This is a genomic window from Streptococcus sp. 2741 (genome assembly GCF_013276315.1).
Classification (GTDB): domain Bacteria; phylum Bacillota; class Bacilli; order Lactobacillales; family Streptococcaceae; genus Streptococcus; species Streptococcus pseudopneumoniae.
On sequence record NZ_VMKU01000007.1, the window covers coordinates 6,914 to 21,397 of the forward strand.

General features: G+C 42.7%; 12 protein-coding genes. 2 read left to right on the forward strand and 10 right to left on the reverse strand.

Annotated elements, in window-relative coordinates; genetic code table 11:
- Positions 1 to 41: 41 nt before the first annotated feature.
- The 5 genes from HT671_RS01100 to HT671_RS01120 are packed head-to-tail and all read right to left on the reverse strand — an operon-like array spanning position 42 to position 4,448.
- A complete protein-coding gene (locus tag HT671_RS01100) occupies positions 42 to 446 on the reverse strand; it encodes a PTS sugar transporter subunit IIA (RefSeq protein ID WP_138703027.1) in 405 nt (134 codons plus the stop codon).
- A gap of 6 nt (positions 447 to 452) precedes the next feature.
- Entirely contained in the window at positions 453 to 1,268 is an 816-nt protein-coding gene (locus tag HT671_RS01105) for a PTS system mannose/fructose/sorbose family transporter subunit IID (RefSeq protein ID WP_050235419.1), read from the reverse strand.
- Positions 1,255 to 2,160 carry a PTS mannose/fructose/sorbose/N-acetylgalactosamine transporter subunit IIC gene (locus tag HT671_RS01110; protein WP_050235418.1) on the reverse strand — a complete coding sequence of 302 codons (906 nt, stop codon included), beginning with the start codon at positions 2,158 to 2,160 and terminating at the stop codon, positions 1,255 to 1,257. Before HT671_RS01110 ends, HT671_RS01105 begins: the two co-directional genes overlap by 14 nt.
- 27 nt (positions 2,161 to 2,187) lie before the next feature.
- Positions 2,188 to 2,664 (reverse strand): PTS system mannose/fructose/N-acetylgalactosamine-transporter subunit IIB, encoded by a 477-nt coding sequence (locus tag HT671_RS01115; RefSeq protein WP_000156958.1) that lies wholly within the window; start codon positions 2,662 to 2,664, stop codon positions 2,188 to 2,190.
- Positions 2,661 to 4,448, reverse strand: a complete 1,788-nt coding sequence (locus tag HT671_RS01120; protein WP_138703026.1) for a beta-galactosidase — start codon at positions 4,446 to 4,448, stop codon at positions 2,661 to 2,663. The genes HT671_RS01115 and HT671_RS01120 overlap by 4 nt, the downstream gene beginning before the upstream one ends.
- Before the next feature lie 346 nt (positions 4,449 to 4,794).
- Here HT671_RS01120 and HT671_RS01125 point away from each other — a divergent pair, with 346 nt between their 5' ends.
- Positions 4,795 to 5,511 (forward strand): GntR family transcriptional regulator, encoded by a 717-nt coding sequence (locus tag HT671_RS01125; protein WP_001007202.1) that lies wholly within the window; start codon positions 4,795 to 4,797, stop codon positions 5,509 to 5,511.
- A 314-nt stretch (positions 5,512 to 5,825) separates the two neighbouring features.
- Positions 5,826 to 9,764 (forward strand): LPXTG-anchored beta-N-acetylhexosaminidase StrH, encoded by a 3,939-nt coding sequence (gene strH, locus HT671_RS01130; RefSeq protein WP_172923008.1) that lies wholly within the window; start codon positions 5,826 to 5,828, stop codon positions 9,762 to 9,764.
- 54 nt (positions 9,765 to 9,818) lie between these two features.
- Here the strand turns inward: strH and purB are convergent, their stop codons facing one another.
- The 5 genes from purB to purD form a co-directional block, all read right to left on the reverse strand.
- Positions 9,819 to 11,117 (reverse strand): adenylosuccinate lyase, encoded by a 1,299-nt coding sequence (gene purB, locus HT671_RS01135; protein ID WP_000610745.1) that lies wholly within the window; start codon positions 11,115 to 11,117, stop codon positions 9,819 to 9,821.
- Between the two features lie 62 nt (positions 11,118 to 11,179).
- Entirely contained in the window at positions 11,180 to 11,407 is a 228-nt protein-coding gene (locus tag HT671_RS01140; protein WP_000614701.1) for a hypothetical protein, read from the reverse strand.
- A 9-nt stretch (positions 11,408 to 11,416) separates the two neighbouring features.
- Positions 11,417 to 12,508, reverse strand: coding sequence for a 5-(carboxyamino)imidazole ribonucleotide synthase (gene purK, locus HT671_RS01145; RefSeq protein WP_000099012.1), 1,092 nt, complete (start codon positions 12,506 to 12,508; stop codon positions 11,417 to 11,419).
- Positions 12,495 to 12,986 carry a 5-(carboxyamino)imidazole ribonucleotide mutase gene (purE, locus tag HT671_RS01150; RefSeq protein ID WP_000165491.1) on the reverse strand — a complete coding sequence of 164 codons (492 nt, stop codon included), beginning with the start codon at positions 12,984 to 12,986 and terminating at the stop codon, positions 12,495 to 12,497. The genes purK and purE overlap by 14 nt, the downstream gene beginning before the upstream one ends.
- Positions 12,987 to 13,179: 193 nt before the next feature.
- Positions 13,180 to 14,442, reverse strand: coding sequence for a phosphoribosylamine--glycine ligase (gene purD / locus HT671_RS01155; protein WP_050208255.1), 1,263 nt, complete (start codon positions 14,440 to 14,442; stop codon positions 13,180 to 13,182).
- Positions 14,443 to 14,484: the final 42 nt, after the last annotated feature.

Genomic DNA, 14,484 nt, shown 5'->3' on the forward strand with positions numbered 1-14,484 from the left:
AAGGCGACGTTGACGTGGTTTGAAGAGATTTTCGAAGAGTATTATTCATCTTCGTCATCATCGAAGCCCGCTAACAGGTCATTAACTTTCACAATGCTTTCTGCAGCACGGCTCTTGTAGTCCGTATCTGCGCCTGTAAGGCTCGCATTGATAAATTCAATCACCATTGGAAGATTCATCCCTGCGTAAAGGTCAATATCACGACCTTCCATGATCAAGCGACTCACCACATTACAAGGTGTCCCACCGAGAAGATCCGCAAAAACTAGGAAATCATCCAATCCTTCAATAACAGCTTCAAATTTAGCAGTAAATTCTTCTGGGCCATCTTCTGGAAGAAGAGCTACTGTGTAAATGTTGTCTTGTGGGCCCATAATCATTTCTGTGCTACCTCTAAGCTCCTCACAGAAGCGACCATGGCTCACCAAAATTAATGATTTAGTCATAAGAAATTACATTCCAAATGCAAAGTGACCAAGGGCAGAAAGACCTACTGCAAGAGCGATAATGATACCGATAGCTTTAGTAGAAGTCATACCTTTCTTACCAAGCAACCAGAAGATAAAGGCAGTAAAGATTGCTGGAAGCAAACGTGGGAAGATTTGGTTCAAGATGTCTTGGAAATCAATCATCTTTTCACCGATTGGCAACTTGTAAGAAATTTCAAAGTTGATCATTGTTGCTACAAGAGCACCCATCATGAAGACACCAAGTACAGATGCAGCGTCAATCAAAGCTGTCAAGGTACTTTGCATGTTGTTGATAAGGTTAACCCCTTCTTTGTAGGCAAATTCCAACTGTTTCCAACGGAAGATGTCATAAGCAACTGCAACTGCAATCCAAAGGAAGATACCCCAAGGTTGGCCAGCGATAGCCATAGTTGCTGCGACTGACCCCATGATAGCAGGTACAAGTGAACCAAAGATTGTATCTCCAAGAGGAGCGAATGGCCCCATCAAACCTGTCTTGATACCGTTAACGGCGTCTTTTGAACCCACACCATCTTTTTCTTCCATGGCAAGGTCAAAACCAGCGATAATGGTATGGAAGAATGGTGAAGTATTGAAGAATTGAGTATGAACTTTCATCATTTCTTTCAATTCAGGAGTCCCATCCCCATACATTTTACGCAATTGAGGCAAGATCATGTAAAGGTAACCAGAAGCTTGCATACGTTCGTAGTTCCAACCTAATTGGAAAGTAAACAAGCTACGTTTGTTGATTTGATTAAAATCTTCTTTTGTAAGTTTGTAATTAGAATTCGTCATCTTCGATTTCCCCACTTTCTGATGGTGTAGAAGGTGCTGCTACAGCTACTTTTTGGCTATTTTTGAAGTGAAGCACTGCAAGGAAAATACCTACGATAGAAATACCAATCATAGACAAACCTTTGAAGTTGTTCACGAAACCAATTTTTTCAGCAACTTCAGCAGGAAGAGTACCTACGATACCAGCAACAGCGCCACCAAGACCTGTTACATATGAGTAAAGAACAGTCAACATAGCCGTCAAACCAAATCCCATAGCAAGATAGTGAAGGTTACGTTTAACTGGAAGGTAACGAAGCAAGATTGCAAATCCAAGACCTGGAAGCATACGTCCTGCGAGTGTCAAACCATCTGCAATCCATTGGTATTCTGTCACTAAGTCTACTACATGTTGTACAAAGGCACCACCAAAAGCAAGCGCAAAGAAGACTGGAAGGGCACGAGATAGAGCCCAAGGAATCGCACCAAGCAAGTAGTTGCGTTCAATACCTTTATAGTCAAAGCGTTCGATGGCAGCATCCACACGGTGAGCGAAGAAGGTAGTAGTCATACGACCAAGAACGTCGAAGTAAGTCAAGAGAGCTGCTACTGGTACAGCGATTGTAGTAATTGCAAGCGGTGCATCGATTCCTTGTGAAACAGAGAAGGCTGTCGCAAGAACCGCACCAGAAGTAGCGTCGATACGAGAAGCACCACCGAAGGTACCAACCCCAAGAACGAACAGTTGCAAGTTACCACCGATAAGCAAACCAGTAGTCACATCTCCCATGATTAAACCAGTAATGAAACCAGCAAATACAGGGGAACCTGCAGATGAAACGATCGTCAACTCATCACAGATTTGATAAGCTGAGTACAAAGTGAGAAGTAAAATTTGCCACCATTGTATCATAACAATGACCTCCTAAAAAATTTTTTCCTATTTTAATAAGCTCAAAAAGTCTGAAATTGGATCATTTGGAACCATTTGAGCAGTAAGTTTAACACCTTTTTCTGCCAGTTTGTGGAAATCTTCCACATCCTTGTCTACTACGTTGATAGAACGTGTAATAGAACGAGTTTCTGGTGTTTGAGACATATTCCCAACATTGAGGGTTTCAAGTGGTACACCTGCTTCAACCAAACCAAGGAAGCGGTCTGGTTTACGAGCCACGATAAAGAGACGTTGGCTATCGTATTTACCAGCAAGAATATTAGCTGCCGCTTTTTCAATTGGCAAAATACTCAATTTCACACCTGGTGGTGTCGCAAGTTTCAAACCACTCTTTTCAATATCGTTGTTGACAACTTCGTCGTCTACAACCATAATACGTGAAACATTTAGTTTTCCAGCCCAAAGATTGGCTACTTGTCCGTGGATCAAACGTCCATCGATACGGCATCCTACAATTGTCATAAGTTTTCCCCCTTTATGTGTTTTAGTGTAGGTTTACGATTTAAATGAATCTCTTCTTTATATTGACCCTCTGTTTCAAAGATAATGATGCGGTTGGCACCTTCCTTGAGATAGCTATGAGGGATATAAAGTGAGAGGGTCGGGCCGACATTCCAAAAACGTCCTAGATTCTGCCCATTGACAAAGGCAACTCCCTTACCAAACTCAGACAAGTCTAGGTAAGTATCTTTTGGCTCTTGGACTGTAAAGTCATAAGCATAAAAGGCTGGTTGTCCTTCTGTCCATCCTTTTGAAAAATCAATTTTCTCAGGATTGTCTAGTGGGAGTGGATAGTGTTTCCAGTTCAGTAAGAAATGCAAATCCTTACAAACCCCTGTCCGAATTCCCTTACGTTGCGTATCCGCTAAGAACTTGTGTCCATAGTTGACACGCCCCATATTTTCTATCAATATGTCAATCCTAGATAACGCTTTCTTTTCGCCTTGATAAAAAATATCTTCCCCAATCTCTGTCTGATATTGGGTTTCGACCCATTGACCATCGACATACAGCTGAGCCCTATCTCGACCGTCAATGATACGAAGTCTTTCTTCTTCTGCATCCCAGTTTGTTTCTGTTCGATAGAGTAGGTAGCCATAACTTTGTCCCAACTCCTCCATCTTTTTAGGATAGAGGCTTTCTACTGGACTTGACAAGCTATCCAGGGTTTCAAACAAGGAAACTTTTTCAACTAGTGGAATAGCATCCAACTCCATACTCTCTTTGTAGAGTGGCTCCAACTGCGGGTACTCTGGAAAATGTGTTGCCATCATCTTCTTGACTGCCAAGTATTTGGCAGTTGGATTTCCTTCTTCATCCAGAAGCGCATCGTAATCATAAGATGTAACTTGTGGCAAGTCCAAAGTTCCTCGAGCCGAGCAACCATTCATGAAACCAAAGTTTGTACCACCATGGAACATGTAAAGATTGATGGAACCTTGCTCCAAAACCTCTCGAACTGCATCTGCCAATTCTTTTGGATCTCGTGTGATAATCGGTTCTTTCCAACGATTGAACCAGCCATCCCAGAACTCCATACACATGAGAGGCCATTTTTTGCCATGTTCATCAAAGAATTCCTGCATCTGTGAAAAGTTGTAAGGTGCCTTAGAACCAAAGTTTCCTGTTACAAAGAGGTCATCTTCGATTAAGGTTCCAGCTTTCAGAGTAGCTCGCCATGGACCATCTGATGTAAAGAGAGGACAGGTTACGCCACGCTCTTCCATCAGCTGTCGAATGACTCTCAGGTAAGCCTTATCTTCTCCGTAAGAACCATACTCATTTTCAACCTGCATCATGAGGATATTGCCACCATTGTCCAACAGATGTGGAACCAATCGTGGAAAGAGCTGATCATAATAGCGACCGACAGCTTCAATATAGGCTGGGTCTGAGGAACGAATCCTCATATCTTTGGTTAAAAGCCAAGCTGGTAAGCCACCGAATTCCCACTCCGCACAGATGAAGGGTGACGGACGAACGATAGCGTAGAGACCCAAGTCTTGCGCTGTCTGTAGAAATCGCTCCAAATCCAGAGCTCCTTCAAAGTGAAACTCACCCTCACGAGGCTCGTGTAAATTCCAAGCCACATAAGTCTCTACTGTATTAAAACCAAGAGCCTTCAAGTTATAGAGCGAATGATACCAATCTTCTGGAGGAACCCTAAAATAATGAATGGCGCCAGATAAAATCTTAAATGATTTTCCATCAAGATAGAAATCATCTCGTATCTCAAATCGTGTCATAAAACTACCTTCTGACTGCGAAAGTTTGCGCTTTCATTTGTTGTTATAGTCATTATAAACCAATCTGTTTGAATTGTCAATAGAAATTGTAGGGATATTTACTGCAATTTTACTATTATACACACGTTCAATTAGTTTCAAACATTTTCAGACCCATTTCAAACACTCTTTAAATTCGGAATAGAGAACCTAAAATAATTTTGCACAAAATACATTTATAAAATACGTACAATGCCTATGTAACTTAATTTTTTAATCTGTTATCTAATTTTTTATTCAAAAGACTACTATTTTTTTCGCTTTTATGGTAAAATTTTCTATGGAGAAGGAAAATAGAGGTAAAAATATGGCAATTCCCAAATATCAATACATAAAAGACGAATTAAAAAATAAAATCATCTCTGGGCAGTTTAGCAGTGGAGATAAATTTTACACTGAAGCAGAGCTCATTTCAATGTACGATGTCAGCTCTATCACAGTTGTCCGCGCCTTAAACGACCTTGCTAAAGATGGCTATATTGTCCGCCAACAAGGAAAAGGAACCTTCGTTTCACGTGCACGCAAACACAAGCTTGTAGAGTTTTCAGATATTGAACTCTTCAATGCTAAAGATGATAAGGTAACTGTTCTTTCAATTGAACGCGGAAACAAGCTTGTTTACTTGGAAAAATTGGGTCTACGCGGCGATCAATTCTACTACAAGATTGAACGTATCCGCGAATCAAACGGTGTCGTTTATATCTACCATACATCCTACATCCCAGAACAATATATCAACGCAAATTATCCAAACCTTGAATACTATAGTTCTATCTATAATCGTTTCAAGTTAGACTACCACATTCACATGAATGATGAACACTTTGAAGAAATCAACGAAATAGTCTTTCCAACTCCAGAACATGCGGCTTCAGTCCTCGGAGTCGATGAACAATTCCCTACTGTCCTACAAACTAAAATCACCAAACTCGAATCAACTGGCCAAGTTTTAGAATACAGTGAAACTTACAAACGATCTGATTACTACAAGATTAAATTCATCTCATGTGACCGTGATCACTAAGAAGAAAGCCTGAGCCTAATCGCTCGGGCTTTTTCTATGCTTATTATACCACACCAAAAAGGTAGCGCTTACCTATTTTTGGAAGATTCTATAATTTGTGGAATATTTTATAGAAATAGAACCAAAAATTATACTAGATATATATACATATTTTTTCTGACCAATCTGAAATCTTAAGCTTAAATTTTATATTTTTTATACTTATTATAGTTTTTTGTCATCTCCTCTTGACTCTCGTTAATATAAGAAATAAAATAAAGGCGTTGATTTATATAATCGCTATCAATATAACAATGCAATCAGGAGGTTTTGCAATGAAACATGAAAAACAACAGCGTTTTTCTATTCGTAAATACGCTGTAGGAGCAGCTTCTGTTCTAATTGGATTTGCCTTCCAAGCACAGACTGTTGCAGCCGATGGAGTTACTCCTACTACTACAGAAAACCAACCGACCATCCATACGGTTTCTGATTCCCCTCAACCATCCGAAAATCGGACTGAGGAAACACCTAAAGCAGAGCTTCAACCAGAAACTCCAAAAACTGTAGAAACAGAAACTCCAGCTACTGATAAGGTAGCTAGTCTTCCAAAAACAGAAGAAAAACCACAAGAGGAAGTTAGTTCAATTCCTAGTGATAAAGCAGAAGTGGTAACTCCAACTTCTGCTGAAAAAGAAACTGCTAATAAAAAGGAAGAAGAAGCTAGCCCTAAAAAGGAAGAAGCGAAAGAGGTTGATTCTAAAGAGTCAAATACAGACAAGACTGACAAGGATAAACCAGCTAAAAAAGATGAAGCGAAAGCAGAGGCTGACAAACCGGAAACAGAGACAGGAAAGGAACGTGCTGCAACTGTAAATGAAAAACTAGCGAAAAAGAAAATTGTTTCTATTGATGCTGGACGTAAATATTTCTCACCAGAACAGCTCAAGGAAATCATCGATAAAGCGAAACATTATGGCTACACTGATTTACACCTATTAGTCGGAAATGATGGACTCCGTTTCATGTTGGACGATATGAGCATCACAGCTAACGGCAAGACCTATGCCAGTGACGATGTCAAACGCGCCATTGAAAAAGGTACAAATGATTATTACAACGATCCAAACGGCAATCACTTAACAGAAAGTCAAATGACAGATCTGATTAACTATGCCAAAGATAAAGGTATCGGTCTCATTCCGACAGTAAATAGTCCTGGACACATGGATGCGATTCTCAATGCCATGAAAGAATTGGGAATCCAAAACCCTAACTTTAGCTATTTTGGGAAGAAATCAGCCCGTACTGTCGATCTTGACAACGAACAAGCTGTCGCTTTTACAAAAGCCCTTATCGACAAGTATGCTGCTTATTTCGCGAAAAAGACTGAAATCTTCAACATCGGACTTGATGAATATGCCAATGATGCGACAGATGCTAAAGGTTGGAGTGTGCTTCAAGCTGATAAATACTATCCAAACGAAGGCTACCCTGTAAAAGGCTATGAAAAATTTATTGCCTACGCCAATGACCTCGCTCGTATTGTAAAATCGCACGGTCTCAAACCAATGGCCTTTAACGACGGTATCTACTACAATAGCGACACAAGCTTTGGTAGTTTTGACAAAGACATCATCGTTTCTATGTGGACTGGTGGTTGGGGAGGCTACGATGTCGCTTCTTCTAAACTACTAGCTGAAAAAGGTCACCAAATCCTTAATACCAATGATGCTTGGTACTACGTTCTTGGACGAAACGCTGATGGCCAAGGCTGGTACAATCTCGATCAGGGGCTCAATGGTATTAAAAACACACCAATCACTTCTGTACCAAAAACAGAAGGAGCTGATATCCCAATCATCGGTGGTATGGTAGCTGCTTGGGCTGACACTCCATCTGCACGTTATTCACCATCACACCTCTTCAAACTCATGCGTCATTTTGCAAATGCCAACGCTGAATACTTCGCAGCTGATTATGAATCTGCAGAGCAAGCACTTAACGAGGTACCAAAAGATCTGAACCGTTATACTGCAGAAAGCGTCGCGGCCGTAAAAGAAGCTGAAAAAGCTATTCGCTCTCTCGATAGCAACCTTAGCCGTGCCCAACAAGATACGATTGATCAAGCCATTGCTAAACTTCAAGAAACTGTCAACAACTTGACCCTCACGCCTGAAGCTCAAAAAGAAGAAGAAGCTAAACGTGAGGTTGAAAAACTTGCCAAAAACAAGGTAATCTCAATCGATGCTGGACGCAAATACTTTACTCTGGACCAGCTCAAACGCATCGTAGACAAGGCCAGTGAGCTCGGATATTCTGATGTCCATCTCCTTCTAGGAAATGACGGACTTCGCTTTCTACTCGATGATATGACCATTACTGCCAACGGAAAAACCTATGCTAGTGATGACGTTAAAAAAGCTATTATCGAAGGAACTAAAGCTTACTACGACGATCCAAACGGTACTGCACTAACACAGGCAGAAGTGACAGAGCTAATTGAATACGCTAAATCTAAGGACATCGGTCTCATCCCAGCTATTAACAGTCCAGGTCACATGGATGCTATGCTGGTTGCCATGGAAAAATTAGGTACTAAAAATCCTCAAGCAAACTTTGATAAAGTTTCAAAAACAACCATGGACCTTGAAAATCAAGAAGCCCTTAACTTTACCAAAGCCCTTATCGGTAAGTATATGGATTACTTTGCTGATAAATCAAAGATATTCAACTATGGTACAGATGAATATGCCAATGATGCGACCAACGCCCAAGGTTGGTACTACCTCAAATGGTATGGACTCTATAACAAGTTTGCAGACTATTCTAACAGTCTAGCTGCTATGGCTAAGGAAAGAGGGCTACAACCAATGGCCTTCAACGATGGCTTCTATTACGAAGACAAGGATGATGCTGAATTCGATAAAGATGCCTTGATTTCTTACTGGTCTAAAGGCTGGTGGGGCTACAACCTTGCGTCACCTCAGTATCTGGCAAACAAAGGTTATAAGTTCTTGAATACCAACGGTGACTGGTACTATGTTTTAGGAAATCACAAACAAGATGAAGCTTATCCTCTTTCAAAGGCAATTGAAAATTCTGGAAAAACACCATTCAATCAACTAGCTTCTACCAAATATCCTGAAGTAGATCTTCCAACAGTCGGAAGTATGCTTTCAATCTGGGCAGATAGACCAAGCGCTGAATACAAGGAAGAGGAAATCTTTGAACTCATGACTGCCTTTGCAGACCACAACAAAGACTACTTCCGTGCTAATTATAATGCTCTCCGCGAAGAATTAGCTAAAATTCCTACAAACTTAGAAGGATATAGTAAAGAAAGTCTTGAGGCCCTTGACGCAGCTAAAACAGCTCTAAATTACAACCTCAACCGTAATAAACAAGCTGAGCTTGACACACTTGTAGCCAACCTAAAAGCCGCTCTTCAAGGCCTCAAACCAGCTGCAACTCATTCAGGAAGCCTAGATGAAAATGAAGTGGCTGCCAATGTTGAAACCAGACCAGAACTCATCACAAGAACTGAAGAAATTCCATTTGAAGTTATCAAGAAAGAAAATCCTAACCTCCCAGCTGGTCAGGAAAATATTATCACAGCAGGAGTCAAAGGTGAACGAACTCATTACATCTCTGTACTCACTGAAAATGGAAAAACAACAGAAACAGTCCTTGATAGCCAGGTAACCAAAGAAGTTATAAACCAAGTGGTTGAAGTTGGCGCTCCTGTAACTCACAAGGGTGATGAAAGTGGTCTTGCACCAACTACTGAGGTAAAACCTAGACTGGATATCCAAAAAGAAGAAATTCCATTTACCACAGTGACTCGTGAAAATCCACTCTTACTCAAAGGAAAAACACAAGTCATTACTAAGGGCGTCAATGGACATCGTAGCAACTTCTACTCTGTGAGCACTTCTGCCGATGGTAAGGAAGTGAAAACACTTGTAAATAGTGTCGTAGCACAGGAAGCCGTTACTCAAATAGTCGAAGTCGGAACTATGGTAACACATGTAGGCGATGAAAACGGACAAGCCGCTATTGCTGAAGAAAAACCAAAACTAGAAATCCCAAGCCAACCAGCTCCATCAACTGCTCCTGCTGAGGAAAGCAAAGCTCTTCCTCAAGATCCAGCTCCTGTGGTAACAGAGAAAAAACTTCCTGAAACAGGAACTCACGATTCTGCAGGACTAGTAGTCGCAGGACTCATGTCCACACTAGCAGCCTATGGACTCACTAAAAGAAAAGAAGACTAAGTCTTTTCGATAAAAAATAAACAGCGAGATTGAAGCTCGCTGTTTATTTTTTAATTAATCACCTAGTCCAAGACGTTCAAAGATATCATCCACTCGTTTGGTGTAATAAACTGGGTTGAAGATTTCATCGATTTCTTCTTGAGTGAGACGTGATGTTACTTCTGAATCTGCCTCAAGAAGTGGTTTAAAGTCTACTTGGTTGTCCCAAGAGTAGGCTGTTTTTGGTTGCACCAAGTCATAGGCTTGCTCACGGGTCATGCCTTTTTCAATCAATGTCAACATAGCCCGTTGGCTAAAGATAAGACCAAAAGTCGAGTTCATGTTTCGGATCATATTTTCTGGGAAGACTGTCAAGTTCTTGACGATATTTCCAAAACGGTTGAGCATGTAGTCAATCAAAATGGTCGTATCTGGTGTGATGATACGCTCAGCTGATGAGTGAGAAATATCGCGTTCGTGCCAGAGAGCGACGTTTTCATAAGCCGTAATCATGTGACCACGAATGACACGCGCCAGACCAGTCATATTTTCAGAACCGATTGGGTTGCGTTTGTGAGGCATTGCTGAAGACCCTTTTTGCCCTTTAGCAAAGAACTCTTCTACTTCGCGTTGCTCAGATTTTTGTAGACCACGAATCTCAGTCGCCATACGTTCGATTGAAGTCGCAATGCTGGCAAGAACCGCAAAGTACTCAGCGTGAAGGTCACGAGGAAGGACTTGTGTAGAGATTTCTTGGGCACGGATGCCAAGTTTATCGCAGACATACTCCTCTACAAATGGTGGGATATTGGCAAAGTTCCCAACCGCACCAGAAATCTTACCAGCTTCTACACCAGCAGCTGCATGCTCGAAACGCTCGATATTGCGTTTCATTTCGCTGTACCAAGTTGCCAATTTAAGACCAAAGGTTGTCGGCTCAGCGTGCACACCATGAGTACGCCCCATCATGATGGTGAACTTGTGCTCCTTGGCCTTGTCAGCGATGATATTAGTGAAGTTTTCAAGGTCACGACGGATGATGTCGTTGGCCTGCTTGTAGAGGTAACCATAAGCAGTATCCACCACGTCGGTAGAAGTTAACCCATAGTGAACCCACTTGCGCTCTTCACCAAGAGTCTCAGAAACCGCACGCGTGAAAGCCACCACATCGTGGCGCGTCTCCTGCTCAATTTCCAAAATACGGTCGATGTCAAAGTCCGCCTTCTTGCGAATCAAAGCCACATCTTCCTTAGGGATTTCCCCCAACTCAGCCCATGCCTCGTCAGAGAGGATTTCCACCTCAAGCCAAGCACGGTATTTATTTTCTTCACTCCAAATATTCGCCATCTCAGGGCGAGAGTAACGGTTGATCATGTGTTAATTTTTCCTTTCTTCTTAAGCTGTTGGGAATAAGCTATCTAGGTAAACCAAGATTTCTACTCAAACTCCTCTTTTTCAATAAACACAGACGGGTAATGATCTAGTGTATTCAAATCCGTATCCAGCGGTACATCATAGATAGCTAAATAATTTTCGGGGTATTGTGCAGCTAGTTCTTCATATTTAGCTTGTACCTTATCTTGGTCAGCACTGGCATACAACACTTCAACAACTGCTCCAGTCTTATCCTTTTCAATAAATGTATTAACGATAATTTGTATCATAGACTTGTCCTAAAAATCAATCCCTTCCCCAAGCTCATCCACACTATCCGGTACATCACTAAACAAGGTCACATGTCCCATCTTGCGGTTGTGCTTCGCTTCTATTTTACCATACATGTGGAGGTGGGCGCTTGAATTTTCTGTCACATATTGCTCAGCAGCCTCGACATGCTGACCGAGGACATTAAGCATAACGGCTGGCGCATGGAGTTTGATGACTGGTAATGGTGCTCCGAGAACACCGAGAATATGGGTGTCAAACTGAGAGAAATCACAGGCTTCAATAGAATAGTGCCCAGAGTTATGTGGTCGTGGGGCGATTTCATTGACAATAACGTCATCATCAGTCGCAAACATTTCCACACAGAGAGTTCCAGACAAGTTGAGTTGTTCTGCGATTCGCACTGCCATAGCTTTAGCCTTGTCTACTAGACTTTCAGAAATGCGGGCTGGTACGATGGTCTTAGACAGGATATTGTTGCGGTGGATATTTTCCTGAACTGGGAAAAACGTCACCTCCTTGCCATTTCCTGACACGATGACAGAAATCTCAAGGTCAAAGTTGATAAATTCTTCCAAGACGCAGTCTGCTGAGTCTGCTAGCGCATAGGCTGCTTCCAAGTCTGCTTCTGAACGAATAACCTTTTGTCCATGACCATCGTAGCCACCAGTCGCAGTCTTGAGGACATAGTTTTTCGACAAGTCGATATCTGCCAAGTCTAGGCTAGAAGTCACGACCTTGTAGGGTGCCACAGTGACTTGAGCCTTGTTTGACAAAAAGTCCTTTTCAAAAATACGATTTTGCGAAATGCGGAGCAGATCTGTTCCTTGAGGGAGTTGTCCATCCTTGATAACGGCATCCAAACCGTCAGCGTCGACATTTTCAAACTCGTAAGTGAGGACATCGCAACGGTCTGCCAACTGACGGAGGGCGTCCACATCGTTATAAGGTGCCACAATGATTTCCGCCACGCGAGAGGCCGGGCAATCCGCCGCAGGATCCAGCGCGATAACCTTGTGCCCCATGTAGATAGCAGAAATGGCCATCATCTGACCCAGTTGACCGCCACCGATAATTCCGATTGTTTTAGATGAGCTCATTGGTAGACTCCTCTGCGATTTTTCCTTGTTCTTCTGCAAAATCTGCCAAAGCCGTCGCGATAGCTTGATCCTCTACTGAAAGAAGACGGAGGGCGAAGAGAGCCGCATTTGTCGCACCAGCTTCACCGATAGCCATTGTCGCAACAGGCACCCCACCCGGCATCTGAACGATAGAATAGAGTGAATCCACGCCACTAAGGGCACGAGATTTGACTGGCACGCCAATGACTGGAAGGGTTGTTTTGGCAGCTACCATTCCTGGCAAGTGGGCTGCGCCACCTGCACCTGCGATAATGACCTTGATGCCACGGCTACGAGCTTCTTCGGCATGTCTGAACATGAGGTCTGGTGTGCGGTGGGCAGAGACAACCTTCTTCTCGTAGGCTACACCGAAGCGGTCTAGGACTTCTGCTGTTTTTTGCATGGTTGCCCAGTCGGATTTTGAGCCCATGATGATGGAAATAATTGGTTTAGTCATAATTTTTCCTTTTTTCTTCTTTTTTGATAATGGTCTTAGGTGGTGGGGACGGAAGCAAACCTTCGGTTTCATTCCTAAACTTTGAGCCTAAGGTCTCAAAGTTTCCCCCTGACCAGAACATTCACTGTTCTGGTCTTTTCACCACGACGACCATTATCGTGTTTGGCGACTACGGCGCGTTATTCTTATATCTTTACTTAATTGCCTTGCTTCCGATATCTGTTCGGTAGAAGAGTCCTTCTATTTTTTGTTGGGATAGTTCTTGGTAGATGCTGGCTTGGGCTTCTTTGACGGTGGCTGCTGTGGTAACGAGCATATAAACTCGTCCGCCGTTTGAGATCAGTGCTCTGCTATTTTCCGCAAACTTAGCCCCTGCATAGTAGGTGATGACATCGCCTTCTGTCTTGGCTGGCAACTCAACGCCCCTTTCATAGTCTAGCGGGTAGCCCTTGGATGCGACAACCACACCCAGAGTCACACCCTTATCCGTCCAGGTGATGTTTGGCTCCTTGCTATCCAGAATATCTGTAATATTTTGTGCAAAGTCAGATGTCAAACGAGGCAAGATAATCTGTGTTTCAGGATCTCCAAAGCGAGCATTGAACTCGATGACTTTAGGATCTTCTGCTGTCAGGATAAGCCCTGCATAGAGGATGCCAAGATACGGACGGCCTTCTTTGATCATCCCTTCAAGGATTGGCTTGACAATAGTCTCAACCGCTGTATCAACTACACTCTGTGGTAAGTGTGGAACTGGCGCATAGGCACCCATCCCACCAGTGTTAGGCCCCTTATCGCCATCATAGGCACGTTTGTGGTCTTGCGCTGTTGGCATGATGTAGAACTTGTCCCCATTGACAAAGGCAAAGAGTGAAAATTCCTCTCCTTCAAGGAATTCCTCAATAACCACACGCGCACCTGAGTCACCAAATTTATTGTCCAAAAGCATCTCGTGAGCTGCTTCGACCGCTTGCTCAACCCTCTCCGCAACGACGACACCCTTCCCAAGCGCCAGGCCATCCGCCTTGACTACGATAGGCGCACCCTGCTTTTCGATATAGGCCTTGGCTTCCTCGAAATCTGAGAATGTGCCATAGGTTGCTGTCGGAACGCCGTATTTGACCATGATTTCCTTAGCAAAATCCTTGGACCACTCCAACTCTGCCGCCAATCTTGTCGGACCAAAGGCTTTGAGACCAGCTTGGTTAAAATCATCCACGATACCAGCTGCAAGGGCGTCATCTGGCCCTATAAAGGTCCAAGCAATATCGTTGGCTTTTGCAAACTCAATCAATTTAGAATGTTCGGAAATAGAGATATTTACCAATTTCAGACCATCCAGAGTCATACCGTCATTCCCAGGAGCTACAAAGACTCTTTCAACCCCTTTTGATTCAAGTAACTTTTTAGCAATCGCATGCTCACGACCACCCGAACCGACAACAAGCAGTTTCATTTCTCAACCTCTTTTGCGAATTATTTACCAACATTATATCAA